We start from the raw sequence: 19,434 nt of genomic DNA, 5'->3' as shown, positions 1-19,434 counted from the left end.
GTATGGTTTTTCAGGCTGCCGTTTCGCGGAAAACGGCGCGGCGGCACGGTTTTCCGCCAAACGGCGGCAGGGCGGGGGTTTGCCCTTGCGTGGGTTTTCAGGCTGCCCGAGACAGTTGGCAGAGGCAGCCTGAAAATGGGGTCGGCTTATGCCTGCGGGCTTAGTGCGAACCGCATTTGCCTTCGCCGCATTTGCCTTCGGCGGCTTTGGTAGCAGGCGCTTTGCTGCCGCACTTGCCTTCGGCAGCTTTGGACGACACGCCGCATTTGCCTTCGGCGGCTTTGGTTTTGGCTTTGGCTTTCATGGTTTTGTTCACGGTAGGCGCGTCTTGTTTCGCGGCGGGAGCGGCAACGGCCTGAGTGCCCAAAGTCAGCGCCAAAGCGCCGGCCAATGCGATTGCGGAAGATTTTTTCATAATGGTGTACTCCAATAAAAAAGATTAAAAAATGAAGCCTGAAAACGCCCGGCTTCGTCGGCGTTAAACAATCGGTTTATTTGCCGCTGCGGTAGCGTTTCCACAGATAATCCAGCGACAACACGCCCGCGCCCTGCCCCAGCAGCGGCAGCAGCATCACGATGTACATCAGCGACAGCTTGTAGCCGCCCTGCCCGATATTGTAGCCGTTGCCCGCGTGGACGGCATACCACGCCACGGCGGTCAGCACCATCAGCGCGAAAGCGGAAAAGCGGGTGAACAGCCCCAACAGCAGCAGCACGGGAAACAGCAGCTCGGTACCCATTGCCGCGTACCAGTTTGCATCGGGCGAAAACAGCGAAAAGGGAAAAGGGAACTGGTCTTGGATTTCGGCGAACCAGTTTTCGCCGTTCCATTTGGTCAGGCCGGATTCGAAGAATTCATACGCCAGCAGGAGGCGCAGTCCGAGCTGGCCGACGGCTTCGCCGATGAGCGGATACAGTTTTTCAGGCTGCTTTTTGGCGGTGCGGGGCATGGTGGGTTCCTTTCTGTTTGGTGGTTTGTATTGCCTTATGCAGCTTTGGACGGCAGCCTGAAAAGTTTCTTACGGGGGAAGGTGAAAAATTTTCTTATGCACTGTTTTTAAATGAGAAAAAGTTTTCAGGCTACCTGAAAGACAGCATTTAGGCAGCCTGAAAACGGGGTAATGGCTTTTCAGGCTGCCTATCGGTTGTGTGGTTGGGATTTGTCCGGCGCACTTTGCCCCTGATAGCTTGCGGCTTCGCGCAGGATTTCGGGTTTGATGATGCCGTGCAGTTGGGCTGATGGGATGGCGGCGCAGCAGGCGGACAGGGCGGTTTCTTAGTCGGCATGACAAAGGCAGCCTGAAAACGGGGCAATGGCTTTTCAGGCTGCCTTCACCGTTTACTTCGCGTCTCTAAACCCACGTTTCAGATGCACCATCAACAGCGCGACCGCAGCGGGCGTTACCCCCGAAATGCGGCTCGCCTGCCCCACGGTTTCGGGCTTGTGGGCGTTGAGTTTCTGCTGCACTTCGGCGGACAAACCTTTCACTTTGGCGTAGTCGATTTCGGCGGGCAGGCGCAGGGTTTCGATGTCGCGGCGGCTGTTGATTTCTTCCTGCTGGCGGTCGATGTAGCCCTGGTATTTGACTTGGATTTCCACCTGTTCCGCCACGTTTTCAGGCAGCGTTTCAGACGGCCTTGCGTCGGGCAGGGTCATCAGGGCGGCGTAGTCGAGATTGGGGCGGCGCAGCAGGTCGTGCAGGTTGGCTTCGCGGCTTAACTTTTGCCCGAATACGCGCATTTGTTCGGACTCGGGCAGCTTTTGCGGCGTGTACCAAGTGGTTTTGAGCCGCTGGATCTCGCGCTCGACGGCTTCGCGTTTTTCGTTGAACGCGCGCCATTGCGCGTCGCCGATTAAGCCGATTTTGCGGCCGTCTTCGGTGAGCCGCATATCGGCGTTGTCTTCGCGCAACTGCAATCGGTATTCGGCGCGGCTGGTAAACATGCGATACGGCTCGTTCACGCCTTTGGTAATCAAATCATCGACTAACACGCCGAGATACGCCTGTTCGCGGCGCAGAATCAGCGGCTCTTGCCCGCGCACATACTGCACGGCGTTTGCGCCCGCGAGCAAGCCTTGCGCGGCGGCTTCTTCGTAGCCGGTTGTGCCGTTGATTTGCCCTGCGAAAAACAGCCCGTTAATCGTTTTGGTTTCCAAGCTGGCTTTCAGGTTGCGCGGGTCAAAATAGTCGTATTCGATGGCGTAGCCGGGGCGCAGAATGTGGGCGTTTTCCAAGCCTTTCATCGAGCGCACGAGGGCGATTTGGATGTCGAACGGCAGGCTGGTGGAAATGCCGTTGGGGTAGTATTCGTGCGTGGTTAAGCCTTCGGGTTCGAGGAAGATTTGGTGGCTGTCTTTGTCAGCGAAACGGTTGATTTTGTCTTCAATCGACGGGCAATAGCGCGGGCCCACGCCTTCGATTTTGCCGGTAAACATCGGGCTGCGGTCAAAGCCGCTGCGGATAATGTCGTGTGTTTTCAAGTTGGTATGGGTAATCCAGCACGACACTTGGCGCGGGTGCATCGCCGCGTTGCCGCGCACGGACATCACGGGTATCGGCGTGTCACCGGGCTGCTCTTCCAGCACGGAAAAATCAATCGTGCGCCCGTCGATGCGCGGCGGCGTGCCGGTTTTCAGACGGCCTTGTGGCAGCTGCAGCCCTTTCAGGCAGCCTGAAAGCGACTGTGCGGCAGGGTCGCCTGCGCGGCCGCCAGAATAGTTTTCCAAACCGATGTGGATTTTGCCCGCCAAAAATGTGCCGGCGGTGAGCACCACGGCGCGGGCTTTGAACACGACATTCATCGCGGTTTTCACGCCCGATACGCGCTCGCCGTCAAGCAGAATGTCGTCCACCGCCTGCTGGAACAAGTCCAAATTGGGCTGGTTTTCCAGCATTTCGCGGATGGCGGCTTTGTAGAGAATGCGGTCTGCCTGCGCGCGCGTGGCACGCACTGCCGCGCCTTTGCTGGCGTTCAGGCGGCGGAACTGGATGCCGGATTTGTCGGTTGCCAACGCCATCGCGCCGCCGAGCGCGTCGAGTTCGCGCACGAGATGGCCTTTGCCGATGCCGCCGATGGAGGGGTTGCACGACATCTGCCCGAGGGTTTCGATGTTGTGGGTGAGCAGCAGCGTTTGCGCGCCCATGCGTGCAGCGGCCAGCGCAGCTTCCGTGCCGGCGTGGCCGCCGCCGACGATGATGACGTCGTAGGTTTTGGGGTAAGTGATGGGGGTCATTGGGGTGTGTCTTTCGGGTTTCAGGCTGCCTTTTTATCATCACAAGGCAGCCTGAAAATAAAAAATCATTCAGTATCTGATGCTTGACAAGCAGTGAATAAAAACAGGAATTTGAATCGGCAGCGTAATCACATCCGCCGCTGCGGTAAACGGCGTGGCCAGCACGGCCGCTGCTTTGGCGGCAGCGTGTGCTTTGCTGCGGCGGTACTGCACCACGTTTATCGGCATATTCATCGCCGTTATGCCGTTGAGGCGGTAATCGGTATCCGGCGCGGCGACGTAGTATTTGCCTTCATACGACAGCTCCACTTTAACCGTATGGCTATGCGCGTCCGGCTGCATGCACGCGCAGCTGTATTCGCTGGAAAAATATTTGATAATGGCGGGATTTTCCAGTCGCCACGAAATTTCCGCCTCTGCGCTGCCATCGTTTTTCAAATAAACCTTATCGATTCTGACCGCCGCTTAGGGATATTGCTGCGCCCAGCGGTTCATTTTGGCAAATATTTTTGCCTGATGCTGGCGCAACGTTGATTCATTAGGCGACAACACCAGATGATGCCGGTCGGTCATCATAATCAACTGCCCGTCTTTGTCCAAACCCATGTAGCACAGGGTTTCTTGGCTGTACATTTCCTTTTGCTCAGGTATTTGATCGACTTTGTCGTGCATCAACTATGTGGCGCAACCGCCCAATAGCCAAGCGGATAATGCGATAACGCTAAAACGAATTTTGGTTTGCATGGTAACGCTCCTATTCGGGTTCACTAAACAGCGCAAATTTTACGCGATTTCAGGCTGCCTTGATAATTAAGGCGCGCGATTATACGCGCTTTTAAAACCATTTTTGCCTTACCGTTTGACTGCGCTTTTCAGGCTGCCGCAAAAGCGAGAACCAAGCCGGTTCTTTCATACCCAGCCGTCCGAATGCAAAACACTGTTTGCCTGTATCATCTTCACCAGCAAACACCGCTTAATTTGAAAAAAACAATAAGAAAAACCCAATTTTCAGGTAAAATAACGACTTTCCCATATGGCTGAATTTTCTCGCCATTTACTTTTCTTAAAACGGAGTAACTCATCGTGTTGAAACACACCCTATTATCCTTGGTATTGGCTGCAAGCCTCACCGGCTGCGTAACTTACGGCACGCAACACTTCAACCCCACGCCCGAGCAATCCGCCGCCATGGAAGCCGATTCCCGCGCCGTGCAAGCCGCAGAACGCGCAGAACGCCGCGAACGCCGTGCAGAACGCCGCGAAGAAATGATGGACGAAGCCGATGCCATCAACCGCGCTTACGGCAACCGCAAAGTGTACATCCTGCACTAATTTTTAATCCTTTGGAGTTTATGCAATGAAAAATAACATTCTATTCTTGGTTTTAACTGCATTCATCGCAACAGGTTGCACCACCAGCGGCAGCTCTGTGGGCGACATGGCAATCGGCAGCGATTCTGCCGCCATCAAAGCTGGTCGTAACCGCAAAGAAGCGCAACTTTCACGCGCCGAGTTGGAACAACACCGTCGCCAACGTGCTAACGTATCCGAAGAATTGGCTTTGGAGCGTGAAAAACGTGCCAACAAACGCGATCAAATCAACGGCGCAATGGGCACAGCCGCTGGCGCGGTGGGCTTGATTGGCGGCATCGCAGCAACTGCGGGCATGATTAAATCCATTTTCTAATCGCTTAACCGCGCAAGATAAGGCAGCCTGAAAACGGAAAAACCAGTTTTCAGGCTGCCTTTTTATGCTTGGATAATGGGGGCGCAGGTAAAACGATAAGCCGGGTTCTGTCGTTGAACAGCCATTCATCTAGACTTTGCGTTGCCACAAAGTTCAAGCAACCTACCCGAACGCTCGGCGAGCAGCGTCAATGCGTTCTGTTTGGTCTTGCTACCAATGGGGTTTAGCCTGCTGCGCGTTGTTACCAACGGCACGGTGCGCTCTTACCGCACCTTTTCACCCTTGCCTGTGCGCGATGCGCCATCGGCGGTCTTGCTCTCTGCGCCACTTTCCGTCGTGTTACCACGCCCAGCCGTTAGCTGGCATTGTGCTCTGTGTAGCCCGGACTTTCCTCCCCGTGTTGCCACGCGGCGGCTGTCTGTTTTGCCTGCGCGGCCGATTATACAAGGTTTCGTTGGTTTCAGGCAGCCTGAAAAGCGCGGCAAAGCCCGAACCGCGAAATCATTGCGCCGACCTTGATGGCTGGGCTACAATCCGCCATCTTGTTCTGCCAATTCATCCCGCCAACGGGCCAGCGTGGTTTTCAGGCTGCCTTAATTTTTTAACCTTTATTGGACGGCTGTCCAACCGCTTTTATGTCACTTGATTTTTCTTCTTCCCAACAATTTATCCGTGCGGCGGAAAGACTTTACCCGCAGCTGGGCTATCAAAAATTATCGGTGCGCGCGTTGGCTGCCCAAGCGCAACTCAGCTCGGGGCTGTTTCATCATTTGTTTGCCAACAAGGATGATTTTATGGCGCAGGTGTTTGCACAGCATTTTCAACGCGCGTTTGGCTGGCTTGCGCCCGAGTTTGCCGCCGATGCGCCGCCGTTGGAACGCTTGCGCCGTTTGTATTTTCAGGCTGCCTTATCGTTGCGCAATGAAGTGCCGTGGATTACGCGGATGATGATTGATAGCGCGGATAATGTGGCGACGGCGCAGCAAAGTATGCAGGATTTGGTGCTGCGCGAGTTTCATATTGTGCGCCAGATGGTGCGCGAGATTGCGCCGCAGCTATCGAACGAGCAGGCGATGCTGGCGATTAGCCAAATGCAAACCAGCATTTTGCTGCCGATTTTGGCGGCGAACACGTTTAGCCGCATTCGCGTGGTGCCCGATGAATTGCGCCGTCCGATTTTGCAGCAGCTAACTGATGAGGCGCTGGCGCAGCGTGTGGATTGGATGATAAAGGCTTTGTTTAGTGCGAAGGAAACGCAATGAAAAAATGGATTATTCCGGTGGTGATTGTGGCTGCGGGCGCGGCGGGTTTTGCAGTTTACCAAAAGCAGCACGCCGATAGGCAGCCTGAAAACATTATCGCCTCCAACGGGCGCTTGGAATTGGAGCGCATTGATGTCGCCACCCTGTATGCGGGGCGGGTGAAAAGCATGAATGTGGACGAAGGCAGCGAAGTGAAGGCGGGCGATGTGTTGGCGGAATTGTCGTCCGACACCACGTCTAGCCGCGTGGAAGAAGCCGAAGCGGGCGAATTGGCGGCGAAAGAGATGGTGCAGCGGGCGCAAGCGGGCGTGAAACAGGCGCAGGAAGCGGTGGCACGGGCGGATGCCCAGATTGCGGCGCAGTTGCAGCAGCAAAAATTGGCGCAGATGGAATTGGACAACGCGGGCAAGATGCAAAGCGAGGATTTGGTTTCGCCCGTGGAAACGCAGCGTCGCCGTTCGCAACGCGATGGCGCGGCGGCGGCGGTGAAAGCGGCGCAGGCGGCGAAAGCGGAAGCCTTGGCGGCGGTGCGGCAGGCGCAGGCGCAAGTGGCGGAAGCGCAAGCGGGCGTGGCGGCGCGGCAGGCGCAGCTTAAATTGGCGCAGTCTGCCAACAGCGACATGCAAATCACCAGCCCGAAAGACGGCGTGGTGGAATACAAAATCGCGCAGGCGGGCAATGTGGTCGGCGCGGGCGGCAAGGTGGTGAGCCTGCTGGATTTTAGCGATGCGAGCATGGCGATTTTCTTGCCTACGGCGCAAGTAGGCAGCCTGAAAGTGGGCGACGAGGCGCGGATTAAGCTGGACGGCTTGGATGCGGTGTTCCCCGCCAAAATCAGTTTTATCGCTACCGAAGCGCAGTTCACGCCGAAAAATGTGGAAACGGCAAACGAGCGGGCGAAGCTGATGTTTAAAGTGAAACTGCGGATTCCGAAAGAAACGGCGTTGCAATACAAAGGATTGCTCAAAGGCGGCATGGTGGGCAACGGCTATGTGCGCACCAACGGGCAGCAGGCTTGGTCGGCGGATTTGGCGGTGAAACTGCCGCAGTTTTGATTGTTTGGATAATGGGATAGAGGCAGCCTGAAAATGGGATGGGCGTTTTAACGCGCTTCGCTCGTTTTCAGGCTGCCTCAAATTTGGCTTTTGGCAAATAATGGAGAACATCATACCCGCTATCCATCCCCATCTCACCATCACGCTGATTGCGCTGCCACTTTTTTGGGCTTGGCTGCCTTGCGTATGCGCGGCGCAAAAGGGCGATTTCGCCGGGCATGGTGGGCTGCACGCGCTGGTGGATTTGCCCGTTGCACAGTGGCAGGCAGGCTTGTTGGCACAGAGGGGAATGGCGTTGGCGGTGTTGAGCAAACGGTGTTTGCGGTAAGCATAAGGCAGCCTGAAAACGGGATAAGCATTTTCAGACTGCCTTTATTTGTGGTTAGGATTTCAATTTTCAGGCTGCCTTTTTATCCGCAAAAGGCAGCCTGAAAACCGTATCCCCATCAAACGTGCGCTTGAATCACTTCCGCGCCGTCTTTTTTGGCGAGTATCAGCAAATCGGCATAGCGGTGGGCAAACAAGCCGTTTTCCACCACGCCCGTGATGCGGTTGAGCGTGTCTTCCATTTTCATCGGCTCGGAAAGGTCCAGCCCGTGCACATCCAAAATTTCGTTGCCGTGCAGGGTTTTGCAGCCGATGCGTAATTCAGGCTGCCCGCCCAGTTTCACGATTTTGCGCGCCACCATGGAACGCGCCATCGGAATCACTTCCACCGGTAGGGGAAACTTGCCCAGCTTGCGCACATATTTGCTTTCGTCGGCGATGCAGATAAATTGGTCGGACAGCGTGGCGACGATTTTTTCGGGCAACAATGCCGCGCCGCCGCCTTTTATCATTTGCATCATGTGGTTGATTTCATCCGCGCCGTCAATATACACGCCCAAGCGCGTTACTTCGTTGAGCTGGATTTGCGGGATGCCGTATTGCTCCATCAGCTCCGCGCTTTTGAGCGAAGTGGTTACCGCGCCCTTGATTTTCTTGCCGCTTTGCCCGAGCGCTTGGATAAAGAAGTTTACGGTGCTGCCTGTGCCGATGCCGATGTATTCGTTTTCGGGCACAAATTCCACCGCTTTGGCGGCGGCGAGTTGTTTGAGTTGGTCTTGGGTGAAGTTGCTCATTTTGCACATCCTTTGGTTGGGGGGAACGGGATGATTATAGACGTTTCAGGCTGCCTTTGGGGGAGTGTTTTGCGGAGGCGGAGGCAGCCTGAAACCCTATTCGGCACGGAGCGACGATGGCTTGTTGTTCAATCGCGTTGATGGCGCTGGCGAGCGGTTGATACGTTTTGCAAACGATGCAGCTTGAAAAGCCAGAGTCGTTATCAGACAAACCGAGGGCGCGCGTTTTAGCAAAGCCCAAACGTTTTCAGACTGCCGTTGAGTGTTCAGATGGTGTTGGACGTTTAAAAATAGACGGGTTGGATGGCTTACAGCGAGCAGCGAGATTGGTTGCCGCCGGATTGCGGCAGCCTGAAAATAGCGTTTCAGGCTGCCTCATAGCACAAAAGCAGCCTGAAAACTATATCGCAGCGTGTTTGGCGGCGGCTTTGATTGCTAGGATTTGGTGCACGAAGGCGGCGAGTTTTGCGGGGAAAGCGGTGTCGTTCAGGCTGCCGATTAGGGCGAAGGTGTCGGGTTTGCCGCCGTCGTCTGCGGTAAGGGTTTCGCCTTGGTAGTATTGGAAAAACAGGGCTTTTCCGCCGCGGATTTTGCCGCGGTGCAGCACCCAAACGCCGCCGTTGCTATCCTCCGCGAACACGCCGGAAACGGCGCGGTTCAGACCTTCAGTGGGGAAATTGATTTCCGCCGCAATCAACACCTTTTTGCCGGCCACGGGCTGGCCGATACCGAAGCCGTTCCAACATTTTTTACCCTGCGCCTGCATGGCGTACCACAAATCCAGTTCGGCTGAATAAGACACTTCAGCTTCAAAGCCGCCGCCCGCACCCGATACGGTGCAGGCTGCTTTTTGCGGCAGCGCGGCCAGCAGGGTTTCGACAAACAAGGCTTGCGCAGCGGCGAGTTTTTCTGAGGCAGACATAACAGCGAGCATAGAATTTCCTTTCAACAATAAAACGGAATGATAACGGGAAATCGGATGAGGCAGCCTGAAAGCTGTGACTGACTCGAAGGCGTGGCACAAGCGCGTTATTCGTCATACAATCATCACATTAAGTTTTGCAAACCGTTCAACACCGATTACGGAGGGAGTGAAACCATGAGCCAACTGCAACAAAACCGCCTGCCGGAACATTTTTATGACAAACCGTTCGCATTGTGTTTTTCCGGACAGGGCTTTGATTGGATAAGCAGCCTGCGCGAGACTTTGGCCGACGGGGCGCGGGACAGGGCAAATGAAGTGGCCGCCGCTGCCGCCCGAATTTTGGCACCAGTCGCAGAGCAGCTTGCCACCGCCCGCCCGCAGGGTTTCGAGCCGATCAAATGGGCGGAAAATGGCGCAGACGGCATTGATTTGGTGCGTGCCGCCGTGAGCGCGCCCGGCATTTTCCTTGCGCAAATCGCCAATCTGCACACGCTGGAAGCGCGCGGGCTGGACAGCGGCAAGGCGGCGGGCGTTATCGGGCATTCGCAGGGCATACTCGGGCGCTATCTGATGCGCGAGCCGCAGCACGCCGCCAAACTGCTGGCTTTGGCCGAATTGATTGGCGCGGCGGCCACGCTGCAAGGGCGCGCAACGGGCATGTATCTGCACGACGACTTGCATCCGATGGTGATGGTGCAGGGCGTGAGCCGCGGGCAGCTTGCCGCCGTGATTGACGAACTGTTCCCCGCGGATTCTGCCGACCGCCCGTGTATCGGCTTGCAGAACAGCGCGGACGGTTTTGTCGTCAGCGGCAAGCCCGAATCGGTGGCGCGTGTGTGCGGCGTGTTGTCCAACACGGTGAAAGACGAAAACGGCCAAACGCCCGAAAACCTGCTGTGGCGGTTGGACGTGGAAGTCGGTTTCCACCACCCCGCCATGCTGCCCGCCGTAGCGCAAGTGGCTGAATGGGCGGCAGCCTGCGGTTTGGATGCGGAACAGGCACGCAGCATCGCGCAAAATGTGTTGGTCAATCCCGTGGACTGGGTGGCCGAATGCCGCAGCATGGCCGCGCTGGGCGTGCGGCGGATTTTGGAAATCGGCCCCTCCGGCGGTGTGGCCATGCTGACGCAGGCCGTGCTGGACGGGGAAGGAATTGAAGTGCTGGATGTTTCCGGCGCGGAAGGCAAGGCGGCGTTGTTTGGCGGATAACGGCGGTCTCTGATTTTTGAAACTGCGGCTGCCGTGAAGTTAAAAAAGGCTACCTGAAAAATATTCGGCTTTGTTGAAGTGTATAATTTTCAGGTAGCCTTTATTGATGGGATATTTGAATGGCAGCTTGCTCAAAACGAAACTTCAACGAAGTTGAAAAGTAGCCTGCACATGGATTTGTTTTAGGTGGGTAGGTGATTGGGGCTGGAGGCTACGGCTTCCTAGGTTGGCTGAATAGTATGGGAACAACTAGAGATATTCATGATAAACTTAAAAATATTCGATAAAATGAAGCAAAAAAATCGCTTCTTTCTTATTGCTCAAATTTTATTAAATCTCCCATCATCGATATTTTTGACCGTATGGCTCATAAAAATAACCATAGTGATGGATGCAGAATTATTTTCATATTTACGTAAATTCATTAAATTATCAAGCTATATTGCAAGCCTATTCGCAGTGGCAACCTTGATCAATTTATTTTTTATAAGAGATATAAAAACCCTACCCATTGCGATGCTCATAAGTATATTTACATTGTTATTCAGTGCATATACCGTAACTTCGTATGCCTGTGATTCTTTTTATGGATATTGCATGTGCTTGGTTAGCAATTATATTTATGAAATTATTCACTAAACAACAAGAGAGACGTAGCCCTATGAAAACTTCAATTCCGAAGTGGCGTGAATATGGTTTGGCAGCACGCATACGGCGATGGTTTCAAAGGGATATTGTTTTTGCACATCCATATAAGCCGCGCGCGAAGCCGATATGTTCGACAAGCAGGCGTGATTTCGAGTCGGCGAGTTTGACAGTGAAAAAGAATGTGCCGCCGGCAATGAAGTTTCTGCGATAACGCGCCATAGGATTTTTGTTTGTGGTTTAGGTGTTGGATGTGCAGGCTGCGGCTTACTCACTTTGTTTGTTTTCAGGTAGTCTTTATCGATAGGATATTTGAATGGCAGCTTGTTGAAGACGAATCTTCAACGGAGTTGAAAAGCAGCCTGCACATTTGAAAACGGCAAACCGACAATCAAGTAACCGCGTGCGTGCGTACTGCACACACCCTACACGTTGGCTTTGAAGTTCCTTGTAATTCACAGGTAGGGTGTGTGGCGCAGCCACGCACGCGGTCGGTTGGGTATGTAAGCTACGGTTTGCTTATTTAATTAAAATAATTTTATCTCCAATTTTAACATTATTTAATGGTTTTAAATTTGCTTCTTGAGGTTTAATTATTTCTGTTGTCGTTTGGCTTGGAGAGAGATTACCAAGTATTCTTGTTAGCGCATCACGTCCTTCGTGTAATTTGCTTACTTTTGTAATTTCTCTAACATCTGGCCTTTTAATTAAATCAGTGGATTGAAGTGTTGCCATTTTTTCTTGTACATGCACTACTTTTACATTTCCCTTGATAATTTCTACAAATCCTAGGGACTCTTCTGTATCTGGATCAAAGATTTCCTTGCCAATACCTACAATAAGAAATTGATTTCCAATTTTTACTCCCCTATTCTCTCCAGCATTCATCACAACATTAAGGTTATCTATAATATCAACAATTTGAGCAAAATATCGGTTGTTAGACATTTCAATAGCCTCCATTATTAGTTAAAACATCGATAGCTTGTCTAGGAATTACAGGTCTAATTTCAATAGATGATAATATTTCTTGCTTAATATTTCCTTGCAAATCAAATAGATCAACTTCTTGAACCCAAGTATTTACCCGAATCTGTAGCATTTTTTCTTGAGCATTTTCTACAAAACCAACAAATAATAAGGTATCTAATTGATTTCTTTTGCCGTATCCAGCAACAAATATATTATATTTAAAATTCTCATTATTTCTGATTAAAAATATTACTTCATTATTACCCATCTCATTTACTTTCATGCAGCTTATTGGATTTTCCATTGCTGGTTTACTCTGTTTTTTTAATAGTTCAAAAATATATTTACCAAGTGCACAAATCAAAGTTAAAGATATTACGATTAAAAATATTACCCATTTTATAGATATCTTCATATTTAAATCAATAAAAAGACTAACTATACTTGATGAAAAACCAATAACAGCTACCAATATTGGGAAGGAATAGTTAAAAATTTGTTTTAAATTTTTCATGATACTCCAAAAACAAGCTTAAAATTATCAAGTGTCAGATATTAATAACATCCTTCAAATACTTCCCAGTATAACTTCCCTTAACCTTCGCTACCTGCTCAGGGCTACCTGAAGCAATAATCCTCCCCCCGCCATCGCCACCTTCCGGCCCTAAGTCGACAATCCAGTCCGCAGTTTTAATTACGTCCAGATTATGCTCAATAATCACAATCGAGTTGCCTTTGCCTTTCAGACGGCCTATGACTTCCAGCAGCAGGGCGATGTCGGCGAAGTGTAGGCCGGTGGTGGGTTCGTCGAGGATATAGAGCGTTCTGCCAGTGTCGCGTTTGGACAGCTCCAAGGCGAGTTTGACGCGCTGGGCTTCGCCGCCGGAGAGGGTGGTGGCGGATTGGCCGAGGCGGATGTAGCCGAGGCCTACGTCCATCAGGGTTTGCAGTTTGCGCGATACGGTGGGGACGGCGTCGAAAAATTCGCGGGCTTCTTCGACGGTCATGTCGAGGACTTGGCTGATGTTTTTGCCTTTGTATTGGATTTCGAGGGTTTCGCGGTTGTAGCGTTTGCCGTGGCAGACTTCGCAGGGGACGTATACGTCGGGCAGGAAGTGCATTTCGACTTTGATGACGCCGTCGCCTTGGCAGGCTTCGCAGCGGCCGCCTTTGACGTTGAAGGAGAATCTGCCGACGTTGTAGCCGCGTTCGCGCGAGAGGGGCACGCCGGCGAAGAGTTCGCGGATGGGAGTGAACAGGCCGGTGTAGGTGGCGGGGTTGGAGCGCGGGGTGCGGCCGATGGGGGATTGGTCGACGTTGATGACTTTGTCGAGGTGTTCGAGGCCGTGGATGTCGTCGTATGGGGCGGGCTCTTCTTGGGCGCGGTTGAGTTCGCGGGCGGTAATTTTGGCGAGGGTGTCGTTAATCAGGGTGGATTTGCCGCTGCCGGATACGCCGGTGATGCAGGTAATCAAACCGAGCGGCAATTCGAGGGTAACGTTTTTAAGGTTGTTGCCGCGCGCGCCTTTGAGGACAAGCATTCGGTCAGGATTGACGGGCGTGCGTTCAGACGGCACGGCAATGGATTTTTTGCCGCTTAGATATTGTCCGGTAATGGATTTTTCGCATTTGGCGACGTTTTCGGGGGTGTCGGCAATCAGTACGTTGCCGCCGTGTTCGCCTGCGCCCGGGCCCATATCGACCACGAAATCGGCTTCGCGGATGGCGTCTTCGTCGTGTTCGACCACAATCACGCTGTTGCCCAAATCGCGCAGGCGTTTGAGGGTGGCGAGCAGGCGGTCGTTGTCGCGCTGGTGCAGGCCGATGGAGGGTTCGTCCAAAACGTACATCACGCCGGTCAGGCCGCTGCCGATTTGGCTGGCGAGGCGGATGCGTTGGGCTTCGCCGCCGGAGAGGGTTTCGGCGGAGCGGCTTAAATTTAGGTAATCCAGCCCGACGTTAATCAGGAAGCCGAGCCGCTCGGTGATTTCTTTGAGGATTTTTTCGGCGATTTGTTTTTTGTTGCCGTCCAAATCCAGCGTTTCGAAGAATTGGTGGGTTTTGGTGAGCGGCCAGGCGGAGACTTCGTGCAACGGTTCGCCGCTGACGTAAACGTAGCGGGCTTCTTTGCGCAAACGTGCGCCGCCGCAGCTCGGGCAGGCGCGGTGGTTTTGGTATTCGCGCAGTTTTTCGCGCACGGTTTCGCTGTCGGTTTCGCGGTAGCGGCGTTCGAGATTGGGGATGATGCCTTCGAAGGCGTGGCTGCGGTTGAAGGTGGTGCCGCGTTCGGATAGGTAAGTGAAATCAATGACTTCTTTGCCCGAGCCGTGCAGCACGACTTTTTTGACTTTTTCAGGTAGCGTTTCCCAAGCAGCCTGCACATCGAAACCGTAATGCCGCGCCAGCGACTGAATCATTTGGAAATAGAACTGGTTGCGCTTGTCCCAGCCGTCAACCGCACCCGAAGCCAGCGACAATTCGGGATGGGCGACTACTTTTTCGGGGTCGAAGAAATTGGTGTTGCCCAAGCCGTCGCAAGTCGGGCAGGAGCCCATCGGGTTGTTGAACGAAAAGAGGCGCGGCTCCAATTCGGGCAGGCTGTACGAACACACGGGGCAGGCAAACCGCGCGGAAAACCAATGTTCTTCGCCGCTGTCCATCTCCATCGCTAATGCGCGCTCGTTTCCGTGGCGCAGCGCGGTTTCAAAACTTTCTGCCAGCCGCTGTTTGATGTCCGCCTTCACTTTTACGCGGTCGATGACCACGTCGATATTGTGTTTGATGTTTTTTTCCAGCTTCGGCACTTCGTCAAGTTGATAGACTTCGCCGTCCACACGTACACGCGCAAAACCCTGCGCCTGCAAGTCGGCAAAGAAATCGACAAACTCGCCCTTACGCTCGCGCACCGCCGGTGCCAGAATCATCACGCGCGTGTCTTCCGGCAGCTTCAATACGGCATTGACCATCTGCGATACGGTTTGGCTCGACAGCGGCAGATTATGTTCGGGGCAATACGGCGTGCCGACGCGGGCGTATAAAAGGCGCAGGTAATCGTGGATTTCCGTAACCGTGCCGACGGTGGAACGCGGATTGTGGCTGGTGGATTTCTGCTCGATGGAAATCGCGGGCGACAGGCCTTCGATCAAATCGACATCGGGTTTGTCCATCATCTGCAAAAACTGCCGCGCATAGGCGGACAGGCTCTCGACATAACGCCGCTGCCCTTCGGCATACAGCGTGTCAAACGCTAGCGACGATTTGCCGCTGCCCGACAGCCCCGTTACCACCACCAGCTTGTGGCGCGGAATGTCCAAATCGATGTTTTTCAAATTATGCGTGCGCGCGCCGCGGATGCGGATGGTGTCGTGATCGCGGGTGTGTTGGGGCTTGGTTTTGGACATTTTCAGGCTGCCTGTAAAATTAAGAACCGTGTATTTTAACATTTGCTGGTAAATCCAATAAATAAAGTCTAACACTTCCCAACAAGTTGCCAAGACTAAACCCCTTTGGCTGTGATGGCAACCAAAGGGGTTTTGCATAAGGAGTTTGGCGATGACCTACTTTCGCATGGGAATCCATACTATCATCGGCGCTGGTTCGTTTCACTGTCCTGTTCGGGATGGGAAGGAGTGGGACCAAACCGCTATGGTCGCCAAACATAAACTGTCAAATTGGCAAGCCGTTTATCAACTTTTTATTTATTACTTTATTTTGTCTTATTTCGGTGATGAATGTATTCATCAGTAAGCTTTATCTTTGCTTCACTTTGTTTTATTGCAAAGTTCTTCAAATGATAGAGTCAAGCCTCACGAGCAATTAGTACAGGTTAGCTTCACACGTTACCGTGCTTCCACACCCTGCCTATCAACGTCCTGGTCTCGAACGACTCTTTAGGAGGATTAAATCCTCAGGGAAGTCTCATCTTCAGGCGAGTTTCGCGCTTAGATGCTTTCAGCGCTTATCTCTTCCGAACTTAGCTACCCGGCGATGCGACTGGCGTCACAACCGGTACACCAGAGGTTCGTCCACTCCGGTCCTCTCGTACTAGGAGCAGCCCCCGTCAAACTTCCAACGCCCACTGCAGATAGGGACCAAACTGTCTCACGACGTTTTAAACCCAGCTCACGTACCACTTTAAATGGCGAACAGCCATACCCTTGGGACCGACTACAGCCCCAGGATGTGATGAGCCGACATCGAGGTGCCAAACTCCGCCGTCGATATGGACTCTTGGGCGGAATCAGCCTGTTATCCCCGGAGTACCTTTTATCCGTTGAGCGATGGCCCTTCCATTCAGAACCACCGGATCACTATGTCCTGCTTTCGCACCTGCTCGACTTGTCGGTCTCGCAGTTAAGCTACCTTTTGCCATTGCACTATCAGTCCGATTTCCGACCGGACCTAGGTAACCTTCGAACTCCTCCGTTACTCTTTGGGAGGAGACCGCCCCAGTCAAACTGCCTACCATGCACGGTCCCCGACCCGGATTACGGGTCTGGGTTAGAACCTCAAAGCCACCAGGGTGGTATTTCAAGGACGGCTCCACAGAAACTGGCGTTTCTGCTTCTAAGCCTCCCACCTATCCTACACAAGTGACTTCAAAGTCCAATGCAAAGCTACAGTAAAGGTTCACGGGGTCTTTCCGTCTAGCAGCGGGGAGATTGCATCTTCACAACCATTTCAACTTCGCTGAGTCTCGGGAGGAGACAGTGTGGCCATCGTTACGCCATTCGTGCGGGTCGGAACTTACCCGACAAGGAATTTCGCTACCTTAGGACCGTTATAGTTACGGCCGCCGTTTACTGGGGCTTCGATCCGATGCGCTAACATCTTCAATTAACCTTCCAGCACCGGGCAGGCGTCACACTCTATACGTCCACTTTCGTGTTAGCAGAGTGCTGTGTTTTTAATAAACAGTCGCAGCCACCGATTCTCTGCGACCCTCAGATGCTTCCGGAGCAAGTCCTTTACATTAGAGGGCATACCTTCTCCCGAAGTTACGGTATCAATTTGCCGAGTTCCTTCTCCCGAGTTCTCTCAAGCGCCTTAGAATTCTCATCCTGCCCACCTGTGTCGGTTTGCGGTACGGTTCAATTCAAACTGAAGCTTAGTGGCTTTTCCTGGAAGCGTGGTATTTGCTGCTTCATGTCCGTAGACACTCGTCATCACGTCTCGATATTAAAGAAGCGGATTTGCCTACTCCTTCTACCTACCGGCTTAAACAATCTATTCCAACAGATTGCCAGCATAACCTTCTCCGTCCCCACATCGCATTTGAATCAAGTACGGGAATATTAACCCGTTTCCCATCGACTACGCATCTCTGCCTCGCCTTAGGGGCCGACTCACCCTACGCCGATGAACGTTGCGTAGGAAACCTTGGGCTTTCGGCGAGCGGGCTTTTCACCCGCTTTATCGCTACTCATGTCAACATTCGCACTTCTGATACCTCCAGCATACCTTACGATACACCTTCTCAGGCCTACAGAACGCTCCCCTACCATGCACTAAAAGTGCATCCGCAGCTTCGGTTACAGATTTGAGCCCCGTTACATCTTCCGCGCAGGAAGACTCGACCAGTGAGCTATTACGCTTTCTTTAAATGATGGCTGCTTCTAAGCCAACATCCTGGCTGTCTGTGCCTTCCCACTTCGTTTACCACTTAATCTGTCATTTGGGACCTTAGCTGGCGGTCTGGGTTGTTTCCCTCTTGACACCGGACGTTAGCACCCGATGTCTGTCTCCCGAGGAGCAACTTGATGGTATTCTTAGTTTGCCATGGGTTGGTAAGTTGCAATAACCCCCTAGCCATAACAGTGCTTTACCCCCATCAGTCTCATACTCGAGGCACTACCTAAATAGTTTTCGGGGAGAACCAGCTATCTCCGAGTTTGTTTAGCCTTTCACCCCTATCCACAGCTCATCCCCGCATTTTGCAACATGCGTGGGTTCGGACCTCCAGTACCTGTTACGGCACCTTCATCCTGGCCATGGATAGATCACTCGGTTTCGGGTCTACACCCAGCAACTATGTCGCCCTATTAAGACTCGGTTTCCCTACGCCTCCCCTATCCGGTTAAGCTCGCTACTGAATGTAAGTCGTTGACCCATTATACAAAAGGTACGCAGTCACGGAATTATTCCGCTCCCACTGTATGTATGCATCAGGTTTCAGGTTCTATTTCACTCCCCTCCCGGGGTTCTTTTCGCCTTTCCCTCACGGTACTGGTTCACTATCGGTCGATGATGAGTATTTAGCCTTGGAGGATGGTCCCCCCATCTTCAGACAGGATTTCTCGTGTCCCGCCCTACTTGTCGTATACCTAGTACCACCAATCTGTTTTCGAATACGGGGCTATCACCCACTATGGCAGAAGTTTCCAATTCCTTCTTCTAACAGTTTGGCTATCTTATACAGGCTCCTCCGCGTTCGCTCGCCACTACTTGCGGAATCTCGGTTGATTTCTTTTCCTCCGGGTACTTAGATGGTTCAGTTCTCCGGGTTCGCTTCTCTTGTCCTATGTATTCAGACAAGGATACTTAGTAAACTAAGTGGGTTTCCCCATTCGGACATCACCGGGTCATTGCTTTATTGCCAGCTCTCCGATGCTTTTCGCAGGCTTACACGTCCTTCGTCGCCTATCATCGCCAAGGCATCCACCTGATGCACTTATTCACTTGACTCTATCATTTGAAGAACCTTTTGACTTCGTTATAACCAGCGTTGACTACCGCTATAACTTAGATTCCCTACTTTGATAAAGCTTACTGCTTTGTTGTGTCTTAATCCTGCCTTTTGTGTTTCAGGATTAAGTCGATACAATCATCACCCAAATTCTTTTGTTTGTTTCTTTTTTGCCTGTTTGCTTTTTAACTTGCGTTAAATGGCATTTCAGGCTGCCTGAAATGCTGTTGCACCAGCATTTCAAACCAATCCAAACTTTTGTCTTTGTTTGTTGATTTCGGCTTTCCAATTTGTTAAAGATCGATGCGTTGTTTTCGCAAATTAAAATAGCCTAACATGCTTTCAGGCTGCTTTGATTTGGGAAATCTTGGTGGAGGCAAACGGGATCGAACCGATGACCCCCTGCTTGCAAAGCAGGTGCTCTACCAACTGAGCTATGCCCCCAGTATTCTCTTTTCCTCTCATGAGGTTTTTTACTTGCGGCTTGCTTCTCTTGGTGGGTCTGGTAGGACTTGAACCTACGACCCCACGCTTATCAAGCGTGTGCTCTAACCACCTGAGCTACAAACCCTATGTGTCGCATCTTTATGTACAGTTTACCGATAAGTGTGAGTGCCTAATCGTCTCTTTTTCTCTAG

Annotated in this window: 17 protein-coding genes, 2 tRNA genes, 2 rRNA genes and 1 other RNA gene; 6 read left to right on the top strand and 16 right to left on the bottom strand. The window is 52.4% G+C overall.

The genetic code is table 11. From position 1 onward, the window contains the following. Positions 1-160: 160 nt before the first annotated feature. The 5 genes from H3L93_RS12895 to H3L93_RS12875 all read right to left on the bottom strand — a co-directional run bounded on the left by H3L93_RS12895 (position 161) and on the right by H3L93_RS12875 (position 3,868). Positions 161-415, bottom strand: coding sequence for an HvfA family oxazolone/thioamide-modified RiPP metallophore (locus H3L93_RS12895; protein WP_003793104.1), 255 nt, complete (start codon positions 413-415; stop codon positions 161-163). A gap of 76 nt (positions 416-491) precedes the next feature. Then, on the bottom strand, positions 492-950 hold the full coding sequence (locus H3L93_RS12890) for an HvfX family Cu-binding RiPP maturation protein (RefSeq protein WP_003793102.1): 459 nt from the start codon (positions 948-950) through the stop codon (positions 492-494). A gap of 389 nt (positions 951-1,339) precedes the next feature. Then, the gene (gene mnmG / locus H3L93_RS12885) at positions 1,340-3,235 is read right to left on the bottom strand and encodes a tRNA uridine-5-carboxymethylaminomethyl(34) synthesis enzyme MnmG (RefSeq protein WP_003793099.1); all 1,896 of its coding nucleotides are present in this window, start codon (positions 3,233-3,235) and stop codon (positions 1,340-1,342) included. Positions 3,236-3,304: 69 nt separating this feature from the next. After that, the gene (locus tag H3L93_RS12880) at positions 3,305-3,673 is read right to left on the bottom strand and encodes a hypothetical protein (RefSeq protein ID WP_003793095.1); all 369 of its coding nucleotides are present in this window, start codon (positions 3,671-3,673) and stop codon (positions 3,305-3,307) included. Positions 3,674-3,700: 27 nt separating this feature from the next. Next, positions 3,701-3,868 (bottom strand): hypothetical protein, encoded by a 168-nt coding sequence (locus H3L93_RS12875; protein WP_155802902.1) that lies wholly within the window; start codon positions 3,866-3,868, stop codon positions 3,701-3,703. Between the two features lie 450 nt (positions 3,869-4,318). On the opposite strand from H3L93_RS12875, the gene H3L93_RS12870 reads away from it, so the two are divergent. Both H3L93_RS12870 and H3L93_RS12865 read left to right on the top strand, forming a co-directional pair. Beyond that, on the top strand, positions 4,319-4,567 hold the full coding sequence (locus H3L93_RS12870; protein WP_003793086.1) for a hypothetical protein: 249 nt from the start codon (positions 4,319-4,321) through the stop codon (positions 4,565-4,567). Between the two features lie 25 nt (positions 4,568-4,592). Beyond that, positions 4,593-4,922 carry an NGK_0946 family protein gene (locus tag H3L93_RS12865; protein WP_003793085.1) on the top strand — a complete coding sequence of 110 codons (330 nt, stop codon included), beginning with the start codon at positions 4,593-4,595 and terminating at the stop codon, positions 4,920-4,922. Between the two features lie 80 nt (positions 4,923-5,002). On the opposite strand, the gene rnpB is transcribed toward H3L93_RS12865, so the two are convergent. Further along, an RNA gene (rnpB, locus tag H3L93_RS12860) (RNase P RNA component class A) lies at positions 5,003-5,352 on the bottom strand. Between the two features lie 205 nt (positions 5,353-5,557). Here rnpB and H3L93_RS12855 point away from each other — a divergent pair. From H3L93_RS12855 to H3L93_RS12845, 3 genes are all read left to right on the top strand, one after another. Beyond that, a complete protein-coding gene (locus H3L93_RS12855; protein WP_003793081.1) occupies positions 5,558-6,184 on the top strand; it encodes a TetR/AcrR family transcriptional regulator in 627 nt (208 codons plus the stop codon). Further along, entirely contained in the window at positions 6,181-7,239 is a 1,059-nt protein-coding gene (locus H3L93_RS12850; protein ID WP_003793079.1) for an HlyD family secretion protein, read from the top strand. The genes H3L93_RS12855 and H3L93_RS12850 overlap by 4 nt, the downstream gene beginning before the upstream one ends. Before the next feature lie 100 nt (positions 7,240-7,339). Next, complete coding sequence (locus H3L93_RS12845; RefSeq protein ID WP_003793076.1) at positions 7,340-7,567, top strand: hypothetical protein; 228 nt, start codon at positions 7,340-7,342, stop codon at positions 7,565-7,567. Positions 7,568-7,685: 118 nt separating this feature from the next. Here the strand turns inward: H3L93_RS12845 and rpiA are convergent, their stop codons facing one another. The 3 genes from rpiA to H3L93_RS12830 form a co-directional block, all read right to left on the bottom strand. Then, positions 7,686-8,369 carry a ribose-5-phosphate isomerase RpiA gene (gene rpiA, locus H3L93_RS12840; protein ID WP_003793074.1) on the bottom strand — a complete coding sequence of 228 codons (684 nt, stop codon included), beginning with the start codon at positions 8,367-8,369 and terminating at the stop codon, positions 7,686-7,688. Between the two features lie 25 nt (positions 8,370-8,394). After that, a complete protein-coding gene (locus H3L93_RS12835) occupies positions 8,395-8,601 on the bottom strand; it encodes a hypothetical protein (protein ID WP_003793072.1) in 207 nt (68 codons plus the stop codon). Positions 8,602-8,760: 159 nt separating this feature from the next. Then, positions 8,761-9,294 carry a hypothetical protein gene (locus H3L93_RS12830; protein WP_003793068.1) on the bottom strand — a complete coding sequence of 178 codons (534 nt, stop codon included), beginning with the start codon at positions 9,292-9,294 and terminating at the stop codon, positions 8,761-8,763. A 165-nt stretch (positions 9,295-9,459) separates the two neighbouring features. Here H3L93_RS12830 and H3L93_RS12825 point away from each other — a divergent pair, with 165 nt between their 5' ends. Beyond that, a complete protein-coding gene (locus H3L93_RS12825) occupies positions 9,460-10,494 on the top strand; it encodes an ACP S-malonyltransferase (protein ID WP_003793066.1) in 1,035 nt (344 codons plus the stop codon). Between the two features lie 1,164 nt (positions 10,495-11,658). Here H3L93_RS12825 and H3L93_RS12820 read toward each other — a convergent pair. The 7 genes from H3L93_RS12820 to H3L93_RS12790 form a co-directional block, all read right to left on the bottom strand. Next, positions 11,659-12,087: a hypothetical protein gene (locus H3L93_RS12820; RefSeq protein ID WP_050755527.1), complete on the bottom strand. Its 429-nt coding sequence runs from the start codon at positions 12,085-12,087 to the stop codon at positions 11,659-11,661. A gap of 1 nt (position 12,088) precedes the next feature. After that, a complete protein-coding gene (locus H3L93_RS12815) occupies positions 12,089-12,625 on the bottom strand; it encodes a hypothetical protein (RefSeq protein ID WP_003793058.1) in 537 nt (178 codons plus the stop codon). A gap of 34 nt (positions 12,626-12,659) precedes the next feature. Further along, complete coding sequence (uvrA, locus tag H3L93_RS12810) at positions 12,660-15,512, bottom strand: excinuclease ABC subunit UvrA (protein ID WP_040558205.1); 2,853 nt, start codon at positions 15,510-15,512, stop codon at positions 12,660-12,662. Positions 15,513-15,655: 143 nt separating this feature from the next. Further along, positions 15,656-15,768 (bottom strand): 5S ribosomal RNA (gene rrf / locus H3L93_RS12805). A 138-nt stretch (positions 15,769-15,906) separates the two neighbouring features. Continuing rightward, positions 15,907-18,795 (bottom strand): 23S ribosomal RNA (locus tag H3L93_RS12800). Positions 18,796-19,164: 369 nt separating this feature from the next. Beyond that, positions 19,165-19,240 (bottom strand) — tRNA-Ala (locus tag H3L93_RS12795). A gap of 50 nt (positions 19,241-19,290) precedes the next feature. Further along, positions 19,291-19,367: transfer RNA gene (locus H3L93_RS12790), tRNA-Ile, on the bottom strand. Between the last annotated feature and the right edge of the window lie 67 nt (positions 19,368-19,434).

Source organism: Kingella oralis, from assembly GCF_014054985.1.
Lineage (GTDB): Bacteria > Pseudomonadota > Gammaproteobacteria > Burkholderiales > Neisseriaceae > Kingella_B > Kingella_B oralis.
The sequence above is the reverse complement of the archived record's forward strand: the minus strand, read 5'-3'. Positions and strand labels throughout refer to the sequence as shown.